A 24,980-nucleotide genomic window follows, 5' to 3' on the forward strand; every position below is an offset into this window, starting at 1 on the left:
ACCAGGCGCAGGTCTGCAAGAGGAGCAGGGGCGCCCTTCACACGATGTGATGGCCGTAGTTGTCGGGACGATCCGTCGGACAGAGTCCGCTCGTTACGCGGTTCCTCAGGATGCGGTCCCCACTGTAGCACCCTTGAAGTCGACGGCCAGCATGTGTGCCCGCCACGGCGCGGGCGCCTCCTTCTCGACCAGGTGCGCCGCCGCGAGGCGCTGGGCAGGGTCGCTGCACAGCACCAGGACGCTCGGCCCTGCACCCGATACAACGGCCGCATAGCCGTGCGAGCGCAAAAGCGCAATCAAGGCCGAGGTTTGCGGCATCGCGGCCGCCCGGTAGTTCTGGTGCAGCTTGTCCTCCGTCGCCGCGAACAGCAGTTCAGGGCTCTGGATCAGAGCGGCGATCAGCAGGGAGGAGCGCGAGACGTTGAAGACCGCGTCCTCATGCGGCACGCTCTGCGGCTGGAGCGAGCGGGCGAGCCGCGTCGACATCGTGTGCTCGGGGACAAAGACCACGGGCGAGACTCCGCGGTGCACCATCAGCCTCTTGGAGCGCGGGCGCAGCGGAGCATTGTCGGCGCCGCCGACGTCCGGCTCCACCCAGGCGATGGTGAGTCCGCCGAAGAGGGCGGGCGCCACATTGTCTGGATGGCCCTCCATCTCGGTGGCGATGCGCAGGAGATCGTCGGGGTCGAGCTCGACAATTCCCTCGAGCAGGCCTTTCGCCGCCATGATTCCCGAGACGATCGCCGCTCCGGAGGAGCCCATCCCGCGGCCGTGCGGAATGATGTTGCGCGCGATCACCTCGATACCCGGCATTTCCTGGCGCTGGTCGGCGAAGGTGTAGGCGATGGCCTGCACGACGAGGTTCGTCTCGTCGGTTGCCACCTCCCCCTCCCCCACTCCGTGGACGGTGACCCGGGCGCCCGTGGCCGACACCGCCGTCACGTCGAGCTCGTCGTAGAACGAGAGCGCGAGGCCGAGCGTGTCGAAGCCCGGCCCGAGGTTCGCCGAGGTGGCGGGGACCTTGACGTGGACGGTGCGGCCGACGGGAACCGCCGAGGTCATGCGCCGGCCAACCCCAGGACGCCCGCGATCGCGACGGTGTCGACGGGAACGACGGTGGGAGTGATATCGGCGCCGTCAGCGGTGCGCAGGGCCCACTGTGGGTCCTTGAGTCCGTGACCGGTGACCGTGAGCACGACCGTGGCGTCCCTCGGGATCGCCCCCGCCTCGGCTCGCTCGAGCAAGCCAGCGACACTGATCGCGGAGGCCGGCTCGACGAAGACGCCGACCTCGCCCGCAAGGATGCGATACGCCTCGAGGATCTTCTCGTCGCTGATCGCGCCGAAGTAGCCATCACTGACGCTGCGCGCGTTCAGAGCGAGTTCCCACGAGGCGGGGTTACCGATGCGGATGGCACTGGCGATCGTCTCAGGGTGGCGGACAGGCGCGCCGTGCACGATCGGCGCAGAGCCCTCGGCCTGAAAACCGAACATGCGCGGGAGACGGGTCGACCCTCCACGCTCCAGCTCCTCCGAGTAGCCGCGGAAGTAGGCGGTGTAGTTGCCCGCGTTGCCCACCGGCACGATGTGGAAGTCGGGAGCGTCGCCGAGCACCTCAACGACCTCGAACGCCGCTGTCTTCTGGCCGGCGATGCGGTCGGGGTTCACCGAGTTGACGAGGTGCACCGGGTAGTTCTTCGCGAGGTCGCGGGCGATGTCGAGGCAGTCGTCGAAGTTGCCCTGGACCTGCAGGAGCTGCGCGTTGTGCGCGATCGCCTGGCTGAGCTTGCCGAGCGCGATCTTGCCCTCGGGCACCAGCACGGCGGCGGTGATACCGGCGTGGGTCGCGTAGGCGGCGGCCGAGGCCGACGTGTTGCCGGTCGAGGCGCAGATGACGGCCTTCGCGCCGTGCTCGACGGCCTTCGAGATCGCCATGGTCATGCCGCGGTCTTTGAAGGAGCCGGTCGGGTTCATGCCCTCGTACTTGACCCACACCTTCGCGCCCGTGCGCGCCGAGAGGGCCGCGGCGGGGATGAGCGGGGTGCCGCCCTCGCCGAGCGTGATGACCGGCGTCGCCTCGGAGACATCAAGGCGATCCGCGTACTCGTGCAGGACTCCGCGCCACTGCTTGGCCATCTCAGGCTCCTTCAACTCGTAGGACGGACGTCACGGCGCCGACGAACCCGTGAGAATCCAGGGCGGTGACAGTGGCCGCCAGATCGGATTCCGCTGCCGCGTGCGTGCCGATGACCAGGGTAGCGGTCGGCTCGTTCAGCTCCGCACCGCCCGCCACCTCCAGTGGGTCGGCGCTTGGCGGGGTCTGCACCAGGGTCTCGACCGAGACTCCGTGCTCGGCGAAGACGCCCGCGATCTGCGCGAGCACGCCCGGCCGATCGAGCACCTCCAGGGTGACCTGGTAGCGCGTCGTCACGCGGCCGATGGGCAGCACACGCAGACCCGAGCTGGCGCTGGTGACCAGACCGGGACCGCCGACGACGTGCCTGCGTGCCGCCGAAACGACGTCGCCGAGCACCGCCGAGGCGGTCTCGATACCGCCGGCTCCTGCTCCATAGAACATCAGATCGCCGGCCGCCTCAGCCTCGACGAAGACCGCGTTATTCGCGCCATGCACCGCGGCAAGGGGATGCGAGCGGTGCACCAGCGCCGGATAGACGCGGGCTGAGACGCCCTCCTCCCCCGTCTTCGCATCGGTCAGCCGCTCGCAGATCGCGAGCAACTTGATGACGTATCCGGAGTCGCGCGCCTGGTCGACCTGCGCCCGGGTGATGCCGGTGATGCCCTCGCGATGCACCAGGGTCACCGGTACGTCGGTGTGGAAGGCGAGGCGGGCGAGGATCGCGGCCTTCTGCGCGGCGTCGAAACCCTCGATGTCGGCGGTGGGGTCGGCCTCCGCGTAGCCGAGCTCGGTGGCGCGGGCGAGCGCGTCCTCGAGACTCGAGTGCTCGGTGTCCATCCGGTCGAGGATGTAGTTGGTCGTGCCATTCACGATGCCCAGAATCCGGTGCACCCTATCGCCCGCGAGGCTGTCGCGTAGCGGGCGGATGATCGGAATCGCCCCTGCAACGGCCGCCTCGTAGTTGAGCTGCGCCCCCACCTGATCGGCCGCCTCAAAGAGCTCGTTGCCGTGCGCTGCGAGCAGCGCCTTGTTGGCGGTGATGACGTCTGCTCCCGACGAGATCGCGGTGAGGATGTGGCTTCGGGCCGGCTCGAGGCCACCGATCAGTTCGACGACGATGTCGGCGCCGAGGATCAGCGACTCGGCGTCGGTGGTCAGGAGATGACGCGGAATGTCGGCGCTGCGGGGTGCGTCGAGAGTCCGCACGGCCACACCGACAAGTTCCAGCGGTGCCCCCACACGCTGGGCGAGCTCGTCGCCGTGGTCGAGAAGGAGACGCGCCACCTGGGCACCGACGGACCCGGCACCCAAGAGGGCGACGCGGAGGCTGCGGTACTCGATCATCGGGAGGTGCCCTTTCGTTCGATGCCGGCATCGCGGCGGAGGAGATCCTCCTCGGTCTCGCCACGGACGAGGACGCGGGCGCGGCCGTCGCGGACGGCGACGACCGGGGGCCTGCCGAGGTAGTTGTAGTTGCTCGCGAGCGACCAGCAGTAGGCACCGGTCGCGGCGACCGCGAGCAGGTCGCCCGGCCGCACATCCGCCGGCAGGAAGTCATCATGGACGACGATGTCGCCCGACTCGCAGTGTTTGCCGGCGACTCGCACTAGCGCGGGCTGTGCTGTCGAGGAGCGGTTCGCGATCCGGGCCGTGTAGTCAGCTCCGTAGAGAGCGGGCCGGGCGTTATCGCTCATGCCGCCGTCGACGCTGACGTAGCGGCGTACCGCGGTCGCCCCCTCCGGGCCGACCACCACGTCCTTCACTGTCCCGACCTCGTAGAGCGTCAAGCCCGCGGGACCGATCACAGAGCGCCCCGGCTCGATAGCGATGTGCGGCACGGGAATCCCGCGCGCCGCACACTGCTCGGCGACCGCGTCGGCGACGGCCGCCGCGATGTCGCCGATCGGCGTCGGGTCATCGGCGCTCGTGTAGGCGATGCCGAAGCCACCGCCGAGGTTGAGCTCGGGCACCGGCCCGTCGGCGAGCAGAGCCGCGTGCACGTCGAGGAGGCGAGACGCCGACTCCGCGAACCCGGCGGCGCCGAAGATCTGCGACCCGATGTGGCAGTGCAGGCCGAGCAGCCGCAGCGAGGGGAACGAGCGGATGCGCGCGACGGCGGCCGGGCAGTCGCCGAGCGCGAGGCCGAATTTCTGGTCCTCGTGCGCGGTGGCGAGGAACTCGTGGGTGTGCGCGTGCACTCCGCTGTTCACGCGGAGGCGGACGGCCTGCACTCGGCCGTGCCGCTCGGCCGCGGCCGCGACGCGCTCAATCTCGACCAGGCTGTCCAGCACGATCGTTCCCGCGCCCACCTCGACGGCCCGGTCGATCTCGGCGAGCGACTTGTTGTTGCCGTGCAGGCCGATGCGCGCGGGCTCGATGCCCGCGGCCAGAGCGACGGCCAACTCGCCTCCGCTCGAGAGGTCAAGGTTCAAGCCCTCGTCGCGCATCCAGCGGGCGACCTCGGTCGAGAGAAACGCCTTGCTCGCGTAGTAGACGGTGACGCCCGCGCCGATGCGTCCGAGTTCGCGAGCGAAGGCCTCGCGCATCTCGACGGCGCGGCGGCGCGCATCCGCCTCGTCAACCACGTAGAGAGGAGTGCCGTACTCGCGGACGAGCACGTCGACCGAAACGCCGGCCACACTCAGCGTTCCGTGCTCGTCGCGCCGGACGCCGTCCGACCAGACGCCCTCGGAGAGGGCATTCGCGTCGTCGGGCGTGCGCAGCCAGTCGGGAGCGAGCGGATGCCGGGGGGCGCGGGCGTCAACGGTGTCCACGGGTGAGACCTCACAGAAGAGAGTGGGAGCTACAGAGCAGAGTGAAAGCACGGAGCAGAGTGAGAGCACGGAGCAGAGTGAGAGCACAGAGAGAGTGAAAGCACAGAGCAGAGTGAAAGCGTCACTGCGGGGCGAGCGGGTCCGGATTGACCCCTGAAGCCGGCGATGCAAGTGATCCTGCCCGCGGGAGACGCCGGCACAGGGCTCCGATCCTAGCGGTCGCGACCTCGACGTCCGTGCCGATTTACGCGCAGGAGCCGGTCTCCTGCTCCGCGGAATCGCTCAGGAAGGTCGACGAGAGCACGAAGGAGGCGTTCAGCGACGCGTCGGTGACCTCGACAGCGGTGAGGGTCAGGCCGCTCGGTACGGAGTCGGCGATGCAGATCGAGGTCGGCGCCAACAGGGTGCCTGAGGCCGCGCCGAAGCGCTCGCGGAAGGCGCTAACCGAGAAGGTGGCACCGGCGGCGGAAATGTCGTCCGGCGTCAACAGGATCCCGCCGTCGACGGCCGCAAGCCGCATACCGACCCCGGCCCCAATCGACAGACCCAGCACGCCCACCGTCGCGTTCACCCGAACGAGGGGAGGGTTGAGCGTCACTGCGTCGACCGGAACCGTACTGTGCTCGGTCACCAGCCGCGAGACGGAGTCGGCATCGAGCGCAACGGTCGCGGTACCGGCGTCCACGGGGCCCTTCCCGCTGACCGGCACACCGACCAGCGTCGCCGCCACGTCGCCATCGAGCTCACCGAACGAGACGTCCGAGCTGCGCAGGTCGAGGCGGTCCAGTCGCCCCGCGAGCAGCTGCGGGAGCACGGCCCAGCCGCCCACCTCGACGTCGATAGCGTGGTCGGCGGGAAGCGCGAGCGATTCCCGGAGGCTCGCCGCCGCTCGGTCGGCCACCGCGCGACGGGCGATGCCGTCGCCAACCACCGCGGCGACGGCCAGCAGCGCCAGCACGATCAGGAGGACGACGACTGCTCGTCCTCCGCGCCGACGCCGAGGCGACACCTCCGTCGCGCTCACATCCGATCCGGAGCGGTGACGCCCAACAGCGAGAGCCCGGTGCGCAGCACCTGCCCGGTCGCTTCGTTCAGACGGAGCCGGGTCGAGTGCACCGTCTCGATCGGATCTTCGCCCTGGGGCACCACCCGGCAGTTGTCGTACCAGCGGTGATAGAGCCCGGCAATCTCCTCGAGGTAGCGGGCGACGCGGTGCGGCTCGCGCAGCTCGGCGGCGTGCGCGACGATCCGCGGGAACTCCTGGAGGCCGCCGAGCAGCGCCGACTCGGTCGGGTGCACCAGCGTCTCCGGCGCGAACGGCTCGGCGGGCACTCCGGACGCCGCCGCCTTCGCCGCGACCTGGCGGGTACGGGCGTGGGCGTATTGCACGTAATAGACGGGGTTGTCGTTGCTGCGCTTGGTCAATAGATCGAGATCGATGTCGAGGGTCGAGTCGGCGGACGAGCGCACCAGGGAGTACCGGGCGGCATCCACGCCGACGGCCTCGACCAGGTCCTCCATCGTCACGACGGTGCCCGCGCGTTTGGACATCCGCACCGCCTCCCCGTCGCGGAGCAGGTTGACCAGCTGGCCGATCAGGATCTCGAGGTTCACCCCCGGGGTATCGCCGAACGCCGCGCACATCGCCATCATGCGGCCGATGTAACCGTGGTGGTCGGCCCCGAGCATGATGATCGCGCGATCGAAGCCGCGCTCACGCTTATCGAGGTAGTAGGCGAGGTCGCCCGCGATGTACGCCGCCTCGCCGTCGCTCTTGATGATGACGCGGTCACGGTCGTCGCCGAAGGAGGTGGTGCGCAGCCAGGTCGCGCCGTCTGCCTCGAAGATGTGGCCGAGTTCGCGCAGGCGCGCAATCGCGCGGTCGACCGCCCGAGACTCGTGCAGCGAGTTCTCGTGGAAGTAGACGTCGAAGTCGACGCCGAACTCGTGCAGGCTCTGCTTGATTTCGCCGAACATCAGCTCGACGCCGATTGAACGGAACGTCTCGGCGACCTCCTCGTCGGGAAGGACGGAAAGGTCGCCCGGATAGGCGGCAACGACCCGGTCGACGAGGTCGCCGATGTACGCGCCGCCGTAGCCGTCCTCGGGGGTCGCCTCGCCGCGGTACGCCGCGAGCAGGCTCCGCGTGAAGCGGTCGATCTGTGCGCCGTGGTCGTTGAAGTAATACTCGCGGGTGACCTCGGCACCCTGAGAGATCAGCATCCGCGCCAGGCTGTCGCCCACCGCGGCCCAGCGGGTGCCGCCGATGTGGATGGGGCCGGTGGGATTCGCCGAGACGAATTCCAGGTTCATCCGCACGCCGGAGTACGCGGTACCGGTGCCGTACGCGGCTCCCGCCTCGACGATCACGCCGGCGAGCGCGCCCGCCGCGGCGGCCTCGAGACGCACATTGAGAAAGCCCGGGCCGGCGACCTCGACCGAGGCGACGCCCTCGACCGCTCCCAGCCCCTCGGCGAGTTCGGCCGCGAGTTCTCGAGGGCTCGCGCCCACCTTCTTGGCGAGCTTCATCGCGATGTTCGAGGCCCAGTCGCCGTGATCGCGGTTCTTCGGCCGCTCGAGGACCACGTCGGTCAGCTCCACTCCACCATCGCTCCCTCGTCGCTGCACGGCGTCGAGGACGAGGGCGTGCAGGGAGGAGGCGAGCTGTTCCGGAGTCACGGGGAGCGATTCTACCGGCCGTCGTCCCTCTCCCCTTCCGTGCCGCGGGGCCGCTCGGCAGGCAGCCGTTGCTAGGGTGCGTCGCATGCGTCGTCCCGCCGTCCTCCTGCTCGCCGCCGCTGTCCTCACCCTCGCGGCGTGCGCTCCGACCGCGGACCCGGCACCGGCCGCGAGTAACGACGTCTCAGGGACTCCGATCCCGCTGACCTGCGAGCAGCTCGTGCCCGCCTCAGCGTTCCAGGGCCCGTGGGCCGGGTTCTCCCCTGCCGACAACGTCGAGCAGACCGCCGTGTCACGCGAGATCGCTCAGTACGACGGTCGTGTCTGCGGCTGGACTGACGACTCTGGAGCGCAGCTACAGCTCGCTGTCGCCCACCTTGCTCCGAGCGTGATCGAGGCTCTCAAGAACGAGTACTTCACCACGAGTAAGGCCGTCCCGACCTATGGCAGGCCGCCCGAGATCGAGGGCTACTACCAGGTCGCCGACGGGCGCGGAGTGGCGGACGCTTTTGTCGGCGACTACTGGATTGAGACGTCCAGCGCCTCCTTCATCGAGCCGGGTGATCCCGAACCGCTCGTACGCTCGGCTCTGGCGGCTCTCGCGGGCTAAGCCCTCGGCCGGTCCGGTCCGGTCAACCCAGCCGGACGGGCGAGACGTGGTCGTCGAGGACCGCGGTGTCGCAGGAGGCCTCGACGCTTATGCCGGTCAGCTGCAGGGTCGTCAGGTAGCTGCTGAGGAACGCGGTGTCCGCCGTATCCCGCCCCGATGAGATACGCAGCATCGACCCGCGCGGAGCGAGCCGCGTCGCGTCGACGACGTGCCAGGCACCGCCCACCCACGCCTCAGTGACCGCGTGGAAGTCCCGCGGCGCAAGTCCCGGCGCGTAGACCGCGGTCACCCGCGCGGGGATATCAAGGGCGCGCAGGAGGCCGGCGACGGTGTGCGCGAAGTCACGGCAGACGCCCTGCCCGCTCTCGATGACCCGCGCCGCTCCTCCCGTCGCAACCGTCGATCCGACGACGTAGGAGAGGTGGCCGTGCACCCACTCCTCCACCGCGGTCAGCGCCTCGAACCCTCGAACACGCCCGAACTCGCGCCGCGCGATCCCGTCGAGCACGTCCGCCTCGGCGTAACGGCTGGGCCGGAGGTACTCGACCAGCTCGAGTTCGCTGGGCTCGTCCGGCCCGCCGTGACCGCGCACGCTCGCGCGATAGTCGACCCGCATGTCCCCCTCGGTGCCGGCGACGCGGTGGATCCGGGCTCCGTGCCGCGCGGAGAACTCTCGCACGGGGACGGGCCGACCGTCGAGGTGCACCGTGAAGGAATCGTCGATCGCCTCACCCGTCGGCGTCACCGCCACGAGAAAGACCAGGTCCGTCGGCCCATTCAGACGCAGGTCCAGCGATGCGGAGACGGTGCGCAGCATGGCTCCATCGTGGCACGCACGGGCACGCTCCTCCCGTCGGGGGCCGCCGCGTCCGGGTGCTAATGTGGACAGGCACTCCTGGCCCCCATAGCTCAGGGGATAGAGCACTGCCCTCCGGAGGCAGGGGCGTAGGTTCGAATCCTACTGGGGGCACCGTTTCTGGGGGGCGCCGTTTCTTCCGGCCCGGCCCTCTTCTCCTTTCCGACCGGCAGCCGCCGAGCGCGATGCGCTACTCGCACGCCCGGTCGCAACTCCTGCGTGACCGCCCTCCTGTGCGAGGAATGGATACCGCGGACAGAACGAAGGGATACCGCGGACGGAACAGGCGACGTCCGCGACGACGCTGAAGTGCACGATGGGAAGCTTTTCGGAAGTGCGCTGAGACGTTCCTCTCTTACGTTTGACGTGACTCGCAGTCTTGTGGAAATGCTTGTTTCGAGGCGGTGATTTCGAATGCCGCCACGTAGGGTGAGCGCGTGAAGATCCTGCTAGTCGAAGACGATCCAGCCATGGGAGAGGCCCTCGTCGGCGGCCTCGAAGACGCCGGATACGAGTCCGTGCTCACCACGAATGGCATAGACGCGCTTGTCGCGTTCACCAACGCCGACTTTTCGGCTGCCATCGTCGATGTGATGCTCCCGGCGATGTCCGGCTTCGAGATCTGTCGACGGATCCGTGAGTTGGGCCGACCGACGCCGATCATGCTGCTCACCGCGCGCGACGCGATCGAGGACCGCGTGTTTGGTCTCGATGCCGGCGCAGACGACTACCTCACGAAGCCGTTCGCGTTCACCGAGCTCAACGCTCGTCTCCGGGCCCTGCTGCGGCGCAGCCCCTCGCTGATGTCCACATCGATTGACGTCGGGTTGATCACGGTCGACGGATCGAGTATCCGCCGCACCGCCGACGGCTCCCGCATCCACGTCAGCCCCAAAGAACTCGAACTCCTGAAGCTGCTGATCACGCCCGTCGGCTCCGTCGTCACACGCCAGCGCATCCTCTCGGAGATCTGGGGTGGCGGTGAGATTGTCGACAACAACATCGTCGACCAGTACGTCAGCTACCTCCGCAAAAAGCTGCCGACGGAGCACACCGGCGTCAGCATTGTCACGGTGCGCGGCAAGGGCTACTTCCTCCGACCGGTCGAGTAGCTGGTGACGCAGGCGCGCGCCCAACCCCGTCGGAGCGGAGCCCTCTCGATCCGTGCGCGGATCACCGCTGGCACGGTCGCGGTCGCTACTGTGCTCTTCGGCCTCTCGGCTCTACTCTTTTATCAAGTGGTCACGGGCATCGTTGACCGGAGCGAGCGCACCATCCTGGCGTCAGTCGAGGAGGAGGTACGCCGCGACATTTCGATGGGCAATTCTCCACGGACGCAGGGGTCATCGTCCGGGCTATTTCTCGCCTTGGCGCCCGATCACAGCGTGCGCACGTCGACGATGCCCTCCCGACTCGGCGGAAACGTCCTTCTCACCCTCAGGACCGGCCCCGCGGAGACGACTCCCCGCTACAGCGAGGTGACGACGTCCGACGCGCGCTACCTCGTGCGCATCGCGGCAATCGAGAGCGAGCAGGGCGTCTGGCAGGTAGCGTCCGCACGCGACCAGGCCGCCTCGCAACTCGTCCTGGACGACTTCGCGCACGTCCTGGTCTACGCAGCGATCTTCCTGGTGGTCACCTTCGGTCTCGCGTCCTGGATTCTGACGGGTGCTGCCCTCGCGCCGGTGCGGAGGATGCGCGCACGCGCCGATGAGATTGCCGCCGATCCCGGGCAGGGCGACCAGCTCCCTGTGGTCGGCACACGGGACGAGATCGACGAGCTGGCAATGACACTCAACGCGTTCCTGACCAAGCAGACCGCCTCCCTCGCCCGCGAGAAGCAGATGGTGTCGGATGCCAGCCACGAGCTGCGCACCCCCCTGGCGGCCCTCTCGGCCCAGCTCGAGATCGCGCATCACCGGGTCGAGGACGCCATGGCCGTGGATCGGGTGATCCTCGACGCACAGAAGAGCGTCGACCGCCTGGTCAGACTCGCGTCCGCCCTGCTCGACATTTCGCGCATTGAAAGCCAGACCGTGCGACCCGCCGCAACGTTCGCCGAACTCGTCGATGAGCTGGTCGCAGCCGTCGATCGCACCCGCCTCATCACCTCGGAATCGGGGGTTGAAATTGACTACGAGATCGACGAGCGGGAGCCCGCCCGCCTCTACGCGGTCGCCACCCAGGACTTCGGCCGCGTCATCGACAATCTCGTGCGGAACGCGATTCAGGCACTGCACGGTGGCGGCATGGTGGTCGTCGCACTGAATCAGCTCGACGGGCGACTGTTCCTGACGGTGTCGGACGATGGACCCGGCATGCCCGCCGAATTCATCCCGGTGGCTTTCGACCGCTTTTCCCGCCCCGACCACTCGCGTACCCTCGCGTCGGGCGGCAGCGGCCTGGGCCTGGCACTCGTGCACACCACAGTTCTCTCGGCCGGCGGCACTGTCGCCCTCGCGAACCGCACACCCCGCGGCCTCGCGGTCAACATCGTTCTCCCGCCCACGGGATCCGCCTGACCTTCTGCCGCGAACCGCGCCGACAAGCTCTCCGTCGTCCGTTCTGGACTGTCTCGCGAACCTCGAAGGAGAACGGCGAAGCGTCAGCGCGGATCGTCCTCGGGCCGGACCGGCTGCGGCTCGGCCCCGGGTGGCGGCGGCCACGCGGCCTGCGGAGCCGCGGCCGGCGCGCCGTCGAGCAGGTTGCGCGCCCGGTTCACGACCTCGGGGTCAACGAGCACGGAGTAGCTCGTCGCGATGACCTGCATCGTCGAGGTGAAGTCGCGGCGACGCCGGTTCACGGCGTAGGAGGCGAGACCGAACAGCATCCCGAAGCCCGCGCCCAGGAGCACAGCGGCGAACAAAAACGAGAACTCGGTCGTCGGCGAGAAGATGATCAGCAAGAGCCCCAAGAACACGCCGAGCCAGGCTCCGGAGGCGGCACCCGCGAGGGCGACGCGGCCCCAGGTCAGCTTGCCGGTGACGCGCTCGACGCTCTTCAGCTCGTTGCCGATGATGGCGAGCTGACGCACCGGAAAGTCGGCCTTGGCGAGGGCGTCGACCGCGGCCTGCGCCTCCTGATACGTCTCGAATGTCGCAAGGATCTCCCCGCGCGGAATGGTCGGGAAGGCCGGCCCTCGACCGTTGAACGGCGTCTGCTGAGTCACCCTTTTAGGGTTGCACAGCAGACTTGACGGTCTCTGAGCGCTCGTGGGGAGCGCGCCGAGCCCGGGAGGGATCGGCGTTCGTCCGGCTGCACGGGTCTAGGTTTGTAGCCGTGAGTTCCGCCAGAGTCTTCGTCGCGCGCTTGGCCGGATGCAGCGTCTTCGATCCCGCCGGCGACAGAGTCGGCAAGGTCCGCGACGTTCTCCTGGTCTATCGGCACAACGACGCGCCTCGCGTCGTCGGACTCGTCGTCGAGATCCCCGGTCGGCGCCGCGTATTCGTCTCGATCGGGCGAGTGACCAGCATCGGCAGCGGGCAGATCATCACGACCGGCCTGATCAACGTGCGCCGCTTTGAACAGCGCGGCGGAGAGGTGCGGGTCATCGCCGAGCTCCTCGGGCGCCGCGTCAGCTTCGTTGACGGTTCGGGAGATGCGACCGTCGAGGATGTCGCGATCGAGGAGACGGCACCGGGCGAGTGGGAGGTGGCCCAGCTCTTCGTTCGCCGCCCGAAGACCAGCCCCTCCCCCTTCGCCAAGGGTGCGACCGCGTTCGCGGGCTGGCGCGAGGTGCGCGAGAGCGTCTCGACGCAGGCGCAGTCCGCCGAGCAGTACGTCGCCAGTCTCTCCGAGCTCAAGCCAGCCGACCTCGCGAGCACTCTCCTCGATCTCCCGCAGCAGCGGATGCTCGAGGTCGCCGGCGAACTTTCGGACGACCGCCTGGCGGACGTGCTCGAGGAAATGCCCGAGAGCGAGCAGGTCGAGATCCTCGGTCAGCTCAACGACGACCGCGCCGCCGACGTGCTCGACCAGATGCAGCCCGATGACGCTGCCGACCTGATCGCACAGCTCTCGGCCGAGCGCGGCGAGGCACTGCTCGAACTGATGGAGCCGGAGGAGGCGGACGACGTCCGCATGCTCCTCAGTTACGCGCCGGAGTCAGCGGGCGGACTGATGACCACCGAACCCATCATCGTCTCGGCCGAGGCGACCGTCGCCGAGGGACTCGCGCTCATCCGGCGGCACGAGCTCGCGCCCGCGCTGGGAGCCGCCGTCTGCGTCACCCTGCCGCCCTACGAGCCGCCGACCGGCCGCTTCCTCGGCATGGTGCATTTCCAGCGGATGCTCCGCTACCCGCCGCACGAACGCCTCGGCACCCTCCTCGACGCGAGCATGGATCCGATCACGCCTGACACATCAGCCGCCGAGGTCGCGCGCATCCTCGCGAGTTACAACCTCGTCTCGGTCCCCGTCGTCGATGCGGCCCACCGCCTCGTCGGAGTGGTGACCATTGACGACGTGCTCGACTACCTCCTCCCCGACGACTGGCGCAGCCACGGCGACGACGACGAACCCCGGACACCGGTGACCACCGCGACGCAGGGCATCCCGCTCGAGCCGCCCGCGGTACCCGCGACGGGCAGGGCACGACGAGGACCCAGGGGTGCGCGTGGCTAGGGACAGCAAACAGGATCGCCGACTCGACGCCCCGAAGGGCCTGCGCACCCGGGTGCTCTCGCGCCGCAACCGCCAGAGCAGCGACCGCTTCGGGAGACTGACAGAGTCGTTCGCTCGCGGAATGGGCACCCCGTGGTTCCTGGTCGGGATGACGATCTTCTGCGTCTTTTGGCTCATGTTCAACACGTATGGCCCGGATGACGCGCGCTTTGACTCGCAGGCACTCGGCTTCACGGTCCTGACGCTGATCCTGTCGCTGCAGGCGTCCTACGCCGCCCCGCTGCTATTGCTCGCTCAGAACCGACAGGACGACCGCGACCGCGTGCAGATCGAGCAGGATCGCCAGCGCGCCGAACGCAACCTCGCCGACACCGAGTACCTCGCGCGGGAGGTCGTGGCGCTGCGTCTGGCGATCCGCGACATGGCCAGCAAGGACTTCATCCGCTCGGAGCTGCGCGGCCTGCTCGAGGAGCTGGAGAAGGATCGGGCCCAGGAGCCTGAGCGCCGCGATGCATGAACTCGCCGCTCTCGAGGCGGCAGTGCGCGCGGCACTCGCGCGCGTAGCCGACCCGGAAATCCGCAAGCCGATCACCGAGCTCGACATGGTGGAGTCCGTGACGGCGTCGGACGACGGTGCTGTACGCGTCGCCATCCGCTTGACGATCGTCGGCTGCCCGGCCGCCGCGGCGATCGAGCGCGACGTCCGCGAGGCCACTGCGGCAGTGCGCGGGGTGACCGCGGTCGACGTGGTGGTCGGCGTGATGACACCGGCGCAGCGGACCGCGCTCACCGAGCGCCTGCAGGGGGGCCGGCGCGCCATGCCCTTCGGCCCCGACTCACTGACCCGCGTCTACGCCATTACCAGCGGCAAAGGCGGCGTCGGCAAGTCCACCGTCACCGCCAACCTCGCGGTCGCCCTCGCCCGCCGCGGCCTGGCGGTCGGGCTGGTCGACGCCGATGTACACGGCTTCTCGATCCCGGGGCTGTTGGGCCTGATGCACGACGGACGTGTCGCGGGCCCGACCCGGGTGGGTGAGCTGATGCTCCCGCCCGTCGCGCACGGCGTGAAGGTGATCTCCATCGGGATGTTCCTCGAGGGCGATACCCGAGGCGCCGCCGTCTCGTGGCGCGGCCCGATGCTGCACCGGACGATCTCGCAGTTCCTCACGGACGTGTACTTCGGCGATCTCGACGTTCTCCTGCTCGACCTGCCCCCGGGCACGGGCGACGTCGCCATCTCGATCGGGCAGCTACTCCCCCACGCCGAGGTTCTGATCGTGACCACTCCGCAGCCGGCCGCCGCCGATGTCGCGGAGCGCAGCGGAGCCCTCGCGCGCCAGTCGGGTCAGCGCATCATCGGAGTCATCGAGAACATGTCGGGGCTAGCGCAGGCCGACGGATCGGTGCTCGACCTGTTCGGCAGCGGCGGCGGCGCCGAAGTGGCCCGGCGATTAAGCGCATCGGGCGAGACGGTCCCGCTCCTCGCCTCGTTACCGATCAGCGTGGCGCTCCGAGCGGGCGGTGACGACGGGATCCCCGTCGTGGTGGGCGATCCCACGGATCCGGCTGCTCAGGCGATCGACGAGCTGGCTCACACTCTCGCCGCAAGACCGCGCGGACTCACGGGCAAGCGACTGCCGATCGCACTCAGCTGAGACGTCCTGCGCCAGCCACGGAAGAGAGATGCGGGCCGACGCTCACAGACTCGGGGCTCTGTGACTCGGAGTTCAGGTGGCGTCGTGTTCAGGTGGCGTCGTCTTTAGGTCGCTTCGGAGTCGATGGGCGGCGGGGCCACGCTCGCAAGCGAGCCCGTCCCGACGGAACGCTGCATCGTCGTGTAGTAGCTGTCCTGCGCGGGGCCGGTACCGCTGGGGCCGACCGGGGCCGCGACCGTCGAGGGCGGTTTGACGGTCGGAGTCGGCTCGTCGTCATCGAGGAGGGCGTCACGGATGATGCGCCGAGGATCGTACTGACGCGGGTCGAGCTTGCGCCAGTCGACCTCGTTGAACTCATCGCCCATCTCGTCCTTGACGCGCTCGCGCGCCTGGGAGGCGAATCCGCGCACCTTGCGCACGAGCTGCCCGAGCTGAGCGGCGTAGTAGGGAAGGCGATCTGGCCCCAGCACGAAGACGGCGATGACGCCGATGATGAGGAGCTTGTCGAACGTCAAACCGAACACGAGGACAACACTAACCCGCCGCGCCTGCGCGGCGGAGCCCGCGCGCCACCGTAGCCTGACCGTGCCGCACGCGACCCGTCCGGCGCACCGACCAGAGGAGCCCACCCGTGTCCGATAAGGATGCCAATTGGAAGTACGCCGAGGACGCGATCGTCGAGTCGGACGCCATCACCTCGGCCCGCCGGCTCTCGGTCGAGCTGGGCATCGAGGCCGTCTCTCCCACGATCGGCGCGCAGTCGGCGCTGGTCGCCGCGGCCGCGCGTGCCACGTCGATCATCGAGATCGGCACCGGCACTGGAGTGAGTGGCCTGTGGCTCCTCGATGGCGCGCCGGAGGCGATGCTCACCTCCATCGATTCGGAGGCGGTGCACCAGCAGCACGCGCGCGCCCAGTTCCACGAGGCGGGGATCTCGCCTGGCCGCCTCCGCCTTATCCCCGGCCGCGCCCTTGAGGTGCTCCCGCGGATGAACGAGAACTCCTACGACATCGTCTTCGTCGACGGCGACCCGCTCCAGGTCATCGAGAACGTCGAGCACGCGCTGCGCATGGTCCGACCGGGCGGCACCGTCCTCGTTCCGCACGCACTGTGGCGCGGACGCGTGGCCAATCCTGCACAGCGCGACGAGAGTGCGACCGCCTTCCGCACTCTGGTCGCCGAGGTCTGCGCCTCCCCCGCCGTGGTCAGCGTGCTCTCGCCGATCGGCGACGGCCTCCTTCAGGCCAACAAGCGCCACGCCTGAGCCGCCAGGGAAACGGGTCCCCGCGACGCGGCCGACCCCCGAGAATGAGGGAACGCCCGCCGCACGGTGTGCGACGGGCGTTCTCGACGGTGCGGATCAGGCGGGAGATACCACTGACGCGAGCGCGTCGTGAAGCTCTTGTGCCTCTGCATCGTTGACCGAGACGACGAGGCGTCCGCCACCTTCGAGCGGAACACGCACGACGATGAGTCGCCCCTCCTTAACAGCCTCCATCGGTCCGTCTCCGGTCCTCGGCTTCATGGCCGCCATAGAGTTCCCCTTTCGTGACGTATGCCTCTTATTATCCCTTATGCACGGAGTCGTTCAGAACCGCGACCTGAGTCGACCTACCCGCGGGATCACGGGGGCGTCCAGTCGCCGGGCGTGACTACCCAGCACAGCAGCAGCCAAACGACCTGGCCGACGATCGACGCCGCCACGATGAACACACGGAAGAGAACAGATCGCGGCACGGCGAGCGCGCCGGCCAGCGGGAACATCGGCATCAGGATGCGGAAGGTGCTCGACTGCGGGTAAAAGAACGCGAAGAGATAGATCGCATAGCCACTCACCCACAGGCGCGAGAAGATGTCGAGCCTGCGTGTGGCTCGGACGGACAGAACCGTGAGGAATCCGAGCACCGCGAGGACGGTGAGACCCATGCCGAGGATCGGCGAGCCGAACCACAGGTCGCCCCACCAGGCTCCGCCGGCGAACCACGAGGTGAAGGGGATGAGCTCGTGCTCGCCGAGGAACACGTTGCGCCAGGCGAGCTCGGTGTCGGTATAGGCACTCGGAGAGCCGGTGACCGCCCAGGCGATGAGAAGCCAGGCGAAGCCAACCATGAGACCCCAGACCGTCAGGGCAACCACGGGAATACAGTCAGCGCGGGGGAAGGTCTCGGTCCCGCGTCTGTGCCGCCAGACCCGATGGAGGAAATAGAGGCCCATCATCGCCGCGACGGCGAGACCGCTCGGGCGCAACAACCCGAGAACAAGCACAACGGGGAAGGCCCAGATCCACCGGCGCCGCAGCAGAAGTAGGAGCAGGACCGCCGTCAGGAGAATCGCGGCGGACTCGGCATACCCGATCTGCAGGATCGGCGACGTGGGCGCGACACAGAAGACGACGATGCCCATCAGCGCTTGGCTCTCGCTGAGCGAGACGCGCATCAGGCGGTAGATCACCAAGCAGGCGGCCGCGCTGCACAGAACCGCGACCAGCACCGCGGCGCTCGCCCAGTCGAGGCCTGTGACGGTCATCAGACCGCGGACCGTGAAGGGGTAAACCGGCATGAAAGCCCACGGGTTCTGCTCGACTCCGCCTGAGGGCGAGAGCGGCAGCACCGACGGGTAGCCGGTCATGCCGATGGTGTGGTACCACCCGCCGTCCCACATCGTCGCGAAGCGGACGTAGATGTCGCGCAGGTCCGCCGACTCAGCGGACCGGGGCGCGAGGCCGAGCATGATCGCGGTCGTGATCACACGGGACATCGCGAAGACGGCGAGCACCCGGATCCACCAGGGCAGTGCCCGCAACCGGGACCAGCGCGAGCGCGCGGGAGCCGTCTCTGCTGGCCGCGTCGCGACCTCGGTAACGCTCACGCGAAGGGCCAGCAGCTCACCGAGCTACGCACCTGCCGACCGGTCACGGAGCGGGGGGCGGACGTCATCAGTGGTCGGATCAACCCTCGGAGGAACGACCGGCGTCGTCGCGGCTCACCGGCTGGCGTGAGGAGGGACATTGAATGAATGCTACCCGCACCAGGGGGACGAAGCCGTCGTCAGCCGCCCCCCATCCGAGAGGTATCCGAGGGCGGGGGCTCTCGGCTCATCCCTTCGCCGGTCGAGGAGCCCCGTCCGTGAGAGATCAGGGCGGAGTCCAGTCCGAGCCGTTCACGGCCCAGCAGATCGAGATCCAGGCGATCTGACCGCCGATTCCGAGCAGCACCAGGAGCACCCGGAACGCCGGGGAGCGCGGCACTGCAAGCGCTCCCACGATCGGGAACATCGGCGCGAGCAGGCGGAAAGTGCTCGACTGAGGGTAGAAGAACGCGAACAGGTACACCCCGTAGCCGGCGATCCAGACACGGCTGAAAAGGTCGAGACGCCTCGTCCAGGGTGCTGCGAGGATCGCGACGAATGCAACCGCAAGCAGCACGACCAGCACTTTCCCCAGCGCCGGCTCGCCGAACCACCACGAACCCCACCAGGCGCCGCCCTGAAACCACGGAGTAAAGGGGAAAAGCTCCTGATAGCCGATGTACGCCGAGCGCCAGGCGAGCTCGGTGTCGGTGTACGCGGTCACCGATCCCGTGACGGCCCAGGCGATGGCCGGCCAGAGGAGGCCCACGACCAGCCCCCAGGCGGTCAGCAGAACCGCGGGCAGCCACTGAGCCCGCGGGAAGGGGGTGCTCGAGCGACGCAGGACCCGGACCACGACGTACAGGCCCAGGGCGGCGGCGAAGGCGAGTCCGCTCGGCCGGGTAAGCCCCAGCAGGAGCACGACGGGAGCGGCGGCCAGCCAGCGCCCCTGAACGAGCAGCACCAGGAGGATCGCGGTCAGCATCATCGCCATCGACTCCGCATAGCCAAGCTGCAGGAGCGGCGATGTCGGCGCCACGCAGAAGAGCAGGACGGCGACCAGCGACTGCGACCCACTGAGGGAGTGCCGGAGCAGGCGGTACAGCGCGAGGCAGGCGCCCGCTCCGCAGAGCATCGACACGATGACGGAGGCCGGTCCCCAGGGAAGGCCCGTGGCCGCCATGAGCAGCCCCACCACTCCCGGGTACAGCGGCATGAAGGCCCACGCGTTCTCGGCGACGTGCCCCGCCTGAGTGATCGGCAGGACCTGCGGGTAACCCCCCGCGGCGATGATCTCGTACCAACGGCTGTCCCAGAGCGTGGCAAAAGCCGAGTAAGAGGGTGACGGGCCGGTCCAGGGGTTGGCGGCCTGAGCCGCTGCGAACTGCAGCAGGATCACCGTCGTGACCACGCGGGTGGCGAGGTAGACGGAGAGAACCTGCGCCCACCACGGGATTCGCCGGAGGACGGAACCCCGCGGCGCAACGGCCGTCGTGGCGCTCATGCGGACACGGCGAGCCAGCGGCGCAATCCCGCGGCGCAGTCCGTGATCTCGTCAACGGCCACCCGCTCGTCGTCAGCATGGGCGCGGAGGGGATCGCCGGGTCCGTAGTTGACGGCTGGGATGCCCATCGCCGAGAAGCGGGCGACGTCGGTCCAGCCGTACTTCGGCTTCGCCGTCGCCCCGACGGCGGTCAGGAAGGCGCGGGCGAGCGGTGCGTCAAGACCGGGGCGGGCTCCCTCCGCCAGGTCAGCGACCTCGACCTCGAAGCCGTCGAAGAGCTCGCGGAGGTGCGCGACAGCCTCCTCGCCAGTGCGGTTAGGCGCGAAGCGGTAGTTCACCTGCACGGTGCAGAGGTCCGGGATGACGTTGCCGGCGACTCCGCCCGAGAGACGAACCGCGTTGACGCCCTCGCGGTAGACCAGGCCTTCGACCTCGACCTCGCGCGGTTCGTAGGCCGCGAGGCGATCGAGGATGGGGGCCGCCGCATGGATGGCGTTCTCGCCGACCCAGCTGCGGGCCGAGTGGGCGCGGAGGCCGCGCGCGATGACGTCGACGCGGAGCGTGCCATTGCAGCCGCCCTCGACGTCGCCGCTCGTCGGCTCACCGAGGACGGCGAAATCAGCGGTGAAGAGGTCGGGGCGATGGCGGGAGAGGCGGCCGAGGCCGTTGAGGTCGGAGCCAACTTCCTCATTGTCGTACCACATCCAGGTGATGTCGACTGCGGGATCGACGAGTTCGGCGGCGAGCACGAGCTGTACGGCTACTCCGGCCTTCATATCGACCGTGCCGCGGCCAATCAGGTAGTCGACGCCATCGATTGTGTCGGCGACGACGGGGAGGTTGCCGTTGATCGGCACCGTGTCGAGGTGCCCGGCGATCACGACCCGCTGCGGACGACCGAGATTCGTCCGGGCGACGACGGTGTGGCCGTCCCGGATCACCTCGAGGTGGTCGTACTGTTCGAGCGCCCACTGGACGGCGTCGGCAATCGCGCGCTCGTCGCCCGAGACCGACGGGATGTCGCAGAGCGCCCGGGCGAGGGTGACCGGATCGGTCGTGAGATCGAGCGGAGGGGCAGCGGTCGCGTCGAACATGCGCCCCAGGGTAGCGGCCGCATCCTTCGCGGTACCCCGAAGGCTCCGCGATACCCCGAAGGCTCCGCGATACCCCCGAAGGCTCCGCGATACCCTGAACGGCATGACTCTCGTTCCCTCCGCTGACTCCCCCGCGCCTGGCTTCGCCTGGGGATACGGACTCGCCACGATCGCCGCAGACGGCACCGTTCTCGACACGTGGTTCCCCGAGCCGCGGCTCGGCACCATCCCGGCGGGACGCGACCCGTGGATCATCCCTGCGGAGTTCGAGGAACAGGCAGGAGAGGACCCGCGGCGCGACGTGCGGATCGACGTCGTCACCCTGGAGATCGACATTCAGGCGCCCCCCGCCTCCACATCGGACGCCTACCTGCGCCTGCACCTGCTCTCGCATCTGCTGGTGCGGCCGAACGAGGTGAATCTCGACGGAGTCTTCGCCCACCTGCCGACCGTCGTCTGGACCAACGCGGGTCCCGTCTCGCCGGAGTCGTTCACCCGCCTGCGACCCTCGCTCCGGCGCCACGGCATCCAGGCGACCGGGATCGACAAATTCCCGCGGCTCACTGACTACGTCACTCCCGAGAAAGTGCGCATCGCGGACACCTCGCGCGTTCGCCTCGGCGCGCATCTCGCGCCAGGCACGACGGTCATGCATGAGGGCTTCGTGAACTTCAACGCCGGCACGCTCGGCAGCTCGATGGTCGAGGGACGGATCTCTCAGGGCGTCGTCGTCGGCGACGGCTCGGACATCGGCGGTGGGGCCTCGATCATGGGCACGCTCTCGGGCGGAGGAGTGCAGCGCATCTCGATCGGCGCGCGAGCGCTGCTCGGTGCGAATTCCGGTATCGGCATCTCTCTCGGCGACGACACGGTGGTCGAGGCGGGCCTCTACGTGACGGCGGGCACCAAGGTGGTAGTGGTCGGCGGTGCTCCGCGTGCCGACGGCGGTCCGCAGACGCTCAAGGCCGTGCAGCTCTCTGGCGTGCCGAACCTGCTCTTCCGCCGCAATTCGCTGACCGGTGCGGTCGAGGTCCTCCCCCGCACCGGTGCCGGCATCGAGCTGAACGCCACCCTGCACGCCTGACCCTCGACGCGCCAGGGGTTCCCTCGACGGCCGGAAGCGGCGGCCGGGGAGGGGGTTAGCGGTCGGTGGGCCAGGGGCGTTCGGGCGAGCCTGTGTAGAGCTGTTGGGGGCGGCCGATCTTCGTTTGCTTGTCGATGTTCATTTCGCGCCAGTGCCCGATCCAGCCGGGGAGGCGGCCGATAGCGAAGAGGACGGTGAACATCCGCGTGGGGAAGCCCATCGCCTTATAGATGACACCCGTATAGAAGTCGACGTTGGGATAGAGGCGGCGCTCCTTGAAGTAGTCGTCCTCAAGCGCGAGGGCCTCGAGTTCCATCGCAATGTCGAGCAGCGGATCCTTCACTCCGAGCGCCTGGAGCACCTCGGATGCGCTCTCCTTGACGAGCTTGGCGCGCGGGTCGTAGTTCTTGTACACCCGGTGGCCGAAGCCCATCAGGCGCACGCCCTCCTCCTTGTTCTTCACCCGCTCGACAAAGGTCGACACGCTCTCGCCCGACTCGCGAATGCGGCCGAGCATGGTGAGCACGGCCTCGTTTGCGCCGCCGTGCAGCGGGCCGAAGAGGGCGTTGATGCCCGCCGAAATCGAGGCGTAGAGGTTCGCCTCGGTCGAGCCGACGAGGCGGACGGTGGACGTCGACGCGTTCTGCTCGTGATCCTCGTGCAGGATCAGGAGGCGGTCGAGGGCTTTCGAGAGCACCGGGTCGACCTGGTACTGCTCGGCCATCGTGCCAAAGTTCAGTTTCAGGAAGTTGTCGACGAAGCTCAGCGAATTGTCCGGGTACAGGAATGCCTGGCCGATGCTCTTTTTGTGCGCGTAGGCGGCCATTACCGGCAGCTTCGCGAGGAGACGGATGGTGGACAGTTCCACCGCTTGCGGATCTTTCGGATTGGAGCTGTCCTCGTAGTAGGTCGAGAGGGCAGAGACTCCGGCCGAGAGCACCGACATGGGGTGGGCGCTGTGGGGCAGCGCGTCGAAGAAACGCTTGAGGTCCTCATGGAGCAGAGTGTGACGGCGGATGCGATCGTCGAACTCCGCGAGCTCGTCCGCCGTGGGCAGCTCGCCGTAGATAAGGAGCCAGGCGACCTCCAGGTACGTCGCGTTGGTGGCGACCTCCTCGATCGGGTAGCCGCGATAGCGCAAGATCCCCCGATCGCCGTCGATGTAGGTGATCTGCGACTTCGTGGCCGCGGTATTCACGAATCCGTAGTCGAGCGACATGAAGCCGGTCTGCTTCGACAGGGTCGAGAAGTCGATGCTCGAGGCGCCGTCGGCGCTGCGCAGGACCGGGAACTCCGCGGTCCGGTCGCCAAACGTCAGGGTGACCTTTTCGGGGAGCTGCTGATTCGCCGTCGGTGAGGTCTGCGTCGTCGCTTCCTCGGTGGCGGACTCCGAGGAACCTACCGCCGCGGTTCCCTCGCTCTGCGTGCCGGATTCGGTCACAACGCCTCCCAGGTCGTCGCCGTTGCACCCCGGAGGCGCTCGCCGAGCGAGCGGCACCGGGTCTGGATCGTGATGCAGCCGAGGTCGTGTGAGGCGCCATCGGCCGAACCGCATACAGCCTATGGGCAAAGCCCGGGCACTGTGACATCGTTCAGGACTACCACCCGACCGTTGTCGAGACCCGCTAGAAACCGCGCGGACGGGGGGTCAGAGACCGGCGGAGAGGCGCGCGGCAGCGGCGTCGATCCGTTCATCGGAGGCGGTCAAAGACAGGCGGACGTGCTCGGGGAAACCGTCGCCGTAAAAGACGCCGGGGCCGGCGAGGATCCCGAGGCCCGCGAGGCGCTCGATCGACTCCCAGGCGGGTCGACCCTCGGTTGCCCAGAGGTAGAGGCCAGCCTCACTGCGGTCGATGCGGAAGCCGGCCGCCTCGAGCGCCGGGCGGAGGCGGTCGCGGCGGGAGCGGTAGAGCTCCTTTTGCTCGGCAACATGATGGTCGTCGCCGAGAGCCGCGACCATAGCCTCCTGCAGCGGCGCGGGAACGATCATGCCCGCATGCTTGCGCACGGTAACGAGGCGCGCGATCAGGGCCGCATCGCCGGCGACGAAGGCTGCGCGGTAGCCTGCGAGGTTGGACTGCTTGCTCAAGGAGTAGACACCGAGGACGCTGCGGCGCTCCTCACCAACGACCCGCGGGTCGAGGATGCTCGGGATCGGTTCGCTCGCCCACGGCTCGTCCCAGCCGAGCTCGGCGTAGCACTCGTCGCCCGCGATCACAGCGCCCAGCTCGCGTGCGCGGGCCACGGCGCGCCGCAGGGCAGGGACGTCGAGCACGGCGCCATCGGGATTGCCGGGCGAGTTCAGCCAGATGAGTCGGGTGCGCTCGGGCCACTCGGTGGGATCGTCCGAGGCGAATGCCTCCGCCCCCGCGATCGCCGCGCCCATCGCGTACGTCGGGTAGGCGGCACGCGGATGCACAACCACGTCGCCGTCGCCGAGGCCCAGGAGGAAGGGCAGCCAGGCGACCAGCTCCTTCGAGCCGATCGTCGGCAGCACCTCGTCGGGGCTCAGCCCGGGGACACCGCGCCGACGGGCGTACCAGGCGGCGATCGCCTCGCGCAGCGCCGGCGTGCCGACCGTGGTCGGGTAGGAGTGCGCGTCGGTCGCACGGGCCAGCGCCTTCCTGATCGGAGCCGGGGTGGGATCAACCGGCGAGCCGATCGAGAGGTCGACCAGGCCGTCCGGATGCTCGGCCGCCACCCGGGCGAACGGTGCCATCAGGTCCCAGGGGTAGTCCGGCAATGCACCGAGGGCCACGGGGAGCGCCTCAGTGAGTCTGCGGAGGAAGCGCGGCGATGACCGGGTGGTCTTTCGCGATGACGCCGACCTTGGCGGCTCCGCCCGGGGAACCGATCTCATCGAAGAACTCGACGTTGGCCTTGTAATAGTCCGACCACTCCTCGGGCAGGTCGTCCTCGTAGTAGATGGCCTCCACGGGGCAGACCGGCTCGCAGGCGCCGCAGTCGACGCACTCGTCGGGGTGAATGTAGAGCGAGCGTTCGCCTTCGTAGATGCAGTCGACCGGGCACTCGTCGATGCAGGCACGGTCTTTGACATCGACGCACGGAAGTGCGATCACGTAGGTCACGGTCGTCCAGGTCCCTTCGAACAGTGTCT

Annotated in this window: 24 protein-coding genes and 1 tRNA gene; 9 read left to right on the plus strand and 16 right to left on the minus strand. The window is 68.7% G+C overall.

The genetic code is table 11. From position 1 onward, the window contains the following. Positions 1-105: 105 nt before the first annotated feature. The 6 genes from thrB to argS all read right to left on the minus strand — a co-directional run bounded on the left by thrB (position 106) and on the right by argS (position 7,589). A complete protein-coding gene (gene thrB, locus HRF29_RS03840) occupies positions 106-1,062 on the minus strand; it encodes a homoserine kinase (RefSeq protein WP_173244843.1) in 957 nt (318 codons plus the stop codon). Continuing rightward, positions 1,059-2,135, minus strand: a complete 1,077-nt coding sequence (gene thrC / locus HRF29_RS03845) for a threonine synthase (RefSeq protein ID WP_173244846.1) — start codon at positions 2,133-2,135, stop codon at positions 1,059-1,061. Before thrC ends, thrB begins: the two co-directional genes overlap by 4 nt. 1 nt (position 2,136) lies before the next feature. After that, positions 2,137-3,480: a homoserine dehydrogenase gene (locus HRF29_RS03850; RefSeq protein ID WP_173244849.1), complete on the minus strand. Its 1,344-nt coding sequence runs from the start codon at positions 3,478-3,480 to the stop codon at positions 2,137-2,139. Then, entirely contained in the window at positions 3,477-4,910 is a 1,434-nt protein-coding gene (lysA, locus tag HRF29_RS03855; protein ID WP_173244852.1) for a diaminopimelate decarboxylase, read from the minus strand. The genes HRF29_RS03850 and lysA overlap by 4 nt, the downstream gene beginning before the upstream one ends. A 244-nt stretch (positions 4,911-5,154) precedes the next feature. After that, the gene (locus HRF29_RS03860; RefSeq protein ID WP_173244855.1) at positions 5,155-5,934 is read right to left on the minus strand and encodes an LmeA family phospholipid-binding protein; all 780 of its coding nucleotides are present in this window, start codon (positions 5,932-5,934) and stop codon (positions 5,155-5,157) included. Further along, on the minus strand, positions 5,931-7,589 hold the full coding sequence (argS, locus tag HRF29_RS03865) for an arginine--tRNA ligase (RefSeq protein ID WP_343043637.1): 1,659 nt from the start codon (positions 7,587-7,589) through the stop codon (positions 5,931-5,933). Before argS ends, HRF29_RS03860 begins: the two co-directional genes overlap by 4 nt. A gap of 85 nt (positions 7,590-7,674) precedes the next feature. Between argS and HRF29_RS03870 the strand changes: the two genes are divergently transcribed. Further along, entirely contained in the window at positions 7,675-8,199 is a 525-nt protein-coding gene (locus HRF29_RS03870; protein WP_173244861.1) for a hypothetical protein, read from the plus strand. A 22-nt stretch (positions 8,200-8,221) separates the two neighbouring features. Here the strand turns inward: HRF29_RS03870 and HRF29_RS03875 are convergent, their stop codons facing one another. Further along, positions 8,222-9,016, minus strand: a complete 795-nt coding sequence (locus tag HRF29_RS03875; RefSeq protein ID WP_173244864.1) for a transglutaminase-like domain-containing protein — start codon at positions 9,014-9,016, stop codon at positions 8,222-8,224. Between the two features lie 81 nt (positions 9,017-9,097). On the opposite strand from HRF29_RS03875, the gene HRF29_RS03880 reads away from it, so the two are divergent. From HRF29_RS03880 to HRF29_RS14800, 3 genes are all read left to right on the plus strand, one after another. Next, positions 9,098-9,169: transfer RNA gene (locus HRF29_RS03880), tRNA-Arg, on the plus strand. Positions 9,170-9,492: 323 nt separating this feature from the next. After that, positions 9,493-10,167: a response regulator transcription factor gene (locus HRF29_RS03885; protein WP_343043638.1), complete on the plus strand. Its 675-nt coding sequence runs from the start codon at positions 9,493-9,495 to the stop codon at positions 10,165-10,167. A gap of 3 nt (positions 10,168-10,170) precedes the next feature. Beyond that, positions 10,171-11,577 carry an ATP-binding protein gene (locus HRF29_RS14800; protein WP_173244867.1) on the plus strand — a complete coding sequence of 469 codons (1,407 nt, stop codon included), beginning with the start codon at positions 10,171-10,173 and terminating at the stop codon, positions 11,575-11,577. Between the two features lie 83 nt (positions 11,578-11,660). On the opposite strand, the gene HRF29_RS03895 is transcribed toward HRF29_RS14800, so the two are convergent. Further along, complete coding sequence (locus HRF29_RS03895; protein ID WP_173244869.1) at positions 11,661-12,224, minus strand: YflT domain-containing protein; 564 nt, start codon at positions 12,222-12,224, stop codon at positions 11,661-11,663. Positions 12,225-12,334: 110 nt separating this feature from the next. Here HRF29_RS03895 and HRF29_RS03900 point away from each other — a divergent pair, with 110 nt between their 5' ends. The 3 genes from HRF29_RS03900 to HRF29_RS03910 are packed head-to-tail and all read left to right on the plus strand — an operon-like array spanning position 12,335 to position 15,333. After that, positions 12,335-13,678 carry a magnesium transporter MgtE N-terminal domain-containing protein gene (locus HRF29_RS03900; RefSeq protein ID WP_173244871.1) on the plus strand — a complete coding sequence of 448 codons (1,344 nt, stop codon included), beginning with the start codon at positions 12,335-12,337 and terminating at the stop codon, positions 13,676-13,678. After that, positions 13,671-14,195, plus strand: coding sequence for a DUF1003 domain-containing protein (locus HRF29_RS03905; protein WP_173244874.1), 525 nt, complete (start codon positions 13,671-13,673; stop codon positions 14,193-14,195). Before HRF29_RS03900 ends, HRF29_RS03905 begins: the two co-directional genes overlap by 8 nt. Further along, positions 14,188-15,333 (plus strand): Mrp/NBP35 family ATP-binding protein, encoded by a 1,146-nt coding sequence (locus HRF29_RS03910; RefSeq protein WP_173244877.1) that lies wholly within the window; start codon positions 14,188-14,190, stop codon positions 15,331-15,333. Before HRF29_RS03905 ends, HRF29_RS03910 begins: the two co-directional genes overlap by 8 nt. A 104-nt stretch (positions 15,334-15,437) precedes the next feature. Here the strand turns inward: HRF29_RS03910 and HRF29_RS03915 are convergent, their stop codons facing one another. Continuing rightward, positions 15,438-15,857, minus strand: a complete 420-nt coding sequence (locus HRF29_RS03915; protein WP_173244880.1) for a twin-arginine translocase TatA/TatE family subunit — start codon at positions 15,855-15,857, stop codon at positions 15,438-15,440. A 107-nt stretch (positions 15,858-15,964) separates the two neighbouring features. Here HRF29_RS03915 and HRF29_RS03920 point away from each other — a divergent pair, with 107 nt between their 5' ends. Beyond that, positions 15,965-16,597, plus strand: coding sequence for a class I SAM-dependent methyltransferase (locus HRF29_RS03920; protein WP_173244883.1), 633 nt, complete (start codon positions 15,965-15,967; stop codon positions 16,595-16,597). A gap of 96 nt (positions 16,598-16,693) precedes the next feature. Here the strand turns inward: HRF29_RS03920 and HRF29_RS03925 are convergent, their stop codons facing one another. The 4 genes from HRF29_RS03925 to dapE all read right to left on the minus strand — a co-directional run bounded on the left by HRF29_RS03925 (position 16,694) and on the right by dapE (position 20,778). Beyond that, entirely contained in the window at positions 16,694-16,867 is a 174-nt protein-coding gene (locus tag HRF29_RS03925; protein ID WP_097165630.1) for a DUF3117 domain-containing protein, read from the minus strand. Positions 16,868-16,956: 89 nt separating this feature from the next. Continuing rightward, positions 16,957-18,201 carry a hypothetical protein gene (locus tag HRF29_RS03930; protein WP_173244886.1) on the minus strand — a complete coding sequence of 415 codons (1,245 nt, stop codon included), beginning with the start codon at positions 18,199-18,201 and terminating at the stop codon, positions 16,957-16,959. Positions 18,202-18,466: 265 nt separating this feature from the next. Then, on the minus strand, positions 18,467-19,684 hold the full coding sequence (locus tag HRF29_RS03935; RefSeq protein WP_246226588.1) for a hypothetical protein: 1,218 nt from the start codon (positions 19,682-19,684) through the stop codon (positions 18,467-18,469). Beyond that, positions 19,681-20,778, minus strand: coding sequence for a succinyl-diaminopimelate desuccinylase (dapE, locus tag HRF29_RS03940; RefSeq protein ID WP_173244889.1), 1,098 nt, complete (start codon positions 20,776-20,778; stop codon positions 19,681-19,683). Before dapE ends, HRF29_RS03935 begins: the two co-directional genes overlap by 4 nt. A gap of 103 nt (positions 20,779-20,881) precedes the next feature. Here dapE and dapD point away from each other — a divergent pair, with 103 nt between their 5' ends. Continuing rightward, complete coding sequence (gene dapD, locus HRF29_RS03945) at positions 20,882-21,862, plus strand: 2,3,4,5-tetrahydropyridine-2,6-dicarboxylate N-succinyltransferase (protein WP_173244892.1); 981 nt, start codon at positions 20,882-20,884, stop codon at positions 21,860-21,862. Between the two features lie 55 nt (positions 21,863-21,917). Here the strand turns inward: dapD and HRF29_RS03950 are convergent, their stop codons facing one another. From HRF29_RS03950 to fdxA, 3 genes are all read right to left on the minus strand, one after another. After that, positions 21,918-23,180, minus strand: a complete 1,263-nt coding sequence (locus tag HRF29_RS03950; protein WP_173245943.1) for a citrate synthase — start codon at positions 23,178-23,180, stop codon at positions 21,918-21,920. 330 nt (positions 23,181-23,510) lie between these two features. Beyond that, positions 23,511-24,620: a succinyldiaminopimelate transaminase gene (dapC, locus tag HRF29_RS03955; protein ID WP_343043639.1), complete on the minus strand. Its 1,110-nt coding sequence runs from the start codon at positions 24,618-24,620 to the stop codon at positions 23,511-23,513. A gap of 10 nt (positions 24,621-24,630) precedes the next feature. Next, on the minus strand, positions 24,631-24,951 hold the full coding sequence (fdxA, locus tag HRF29_RS03960) for a ferredoxin (RefSeq protein ID WP_173244899.1): 321 nt from the start codon (positions 24,949-24,951) through the stop codon (positions 24,631-24,633). Positions 24,952-24,980: the final 29 nt, after the last annotated feature.

This window comes from Rathayibacter agropyri, assembly GCF_013249015.1.
Classification (GTDB): domain Bacteria; phylum Actinomycetota; class Actinomycetes; order Actinomycetales; family Microbacteriaceae; genus Rathayibacter; species Rathayibacter agropyri.

Coding starts and splice junctions, on each gene's coding strand:
- thrC (WP_173244846.1), bottom strand. CDS start 2,135: ATGGCCAAGCAGTGGCGCGGAGTCCTGCACGAGTACGCGGATCGCCTT.
- dapE (WP_173244889.1), bottom strand. CDS start 20,778: ATGTTCGACGCGACCGCTGCCCCTCCGCTCGATCTCACGACCGATCCG.
- dapD (WP_173244892.1), top strand. CDS start 20,882: ATGACTCTCGTTCCCTCCGCTGACTCCCCCGCGCCTGGCTTCGCCTGG.
- HRF29_RS03850 (WP_173244849.1), bottom strand. CDS start 3,480: ATGATCGAGTACCGCAGCCTCCGCGTCGCCCTCTTGGGTGCCGGGTCC.
- HRF29_RS03925 (WP_097165630.1), bottom strand. CDS start 16,867: ATGGCGGCCATGAAGCCGAGGACCGGAGACGGACCGATGGAGGCTGTT.
- HRF29_RS03935 (WP_246226588.1), bottom strand. CDS start 19,684: ATGAGCGCCACGACGGCCGTTGCGCCGCGGGGTTCCGTCCTCCGGCGA.
- HRF29_RS03870 (WP_173244861.1), top strand. CDS start 7,675: ATGCGTCGTCCCGCCGTCCTCCTGCTCGCCGCCGCTGTCCTCACCCTC.
- HRF29_RS03875 (WP_173244864.1), bottom strand. CDS start 9,016: ATGCTGCGCACCGTCTCCGCATCGCTGGACCTGCGTCTGAATGGGCCG.
- HRF29_RS03910 (WP_173244877.1), top strand. CDS start 14,188: ATGCATGAACTCGCCGCTCTCGAGGCGGCAGTGCGCGCGGCACTCGCG.
- thrB (WP_173244843.1), bottom strand. CDS start 1,062: ATGACCTCGGCGGTTCCCGTCGGCCGCACCGTCCACGTCAAGGTCCCC.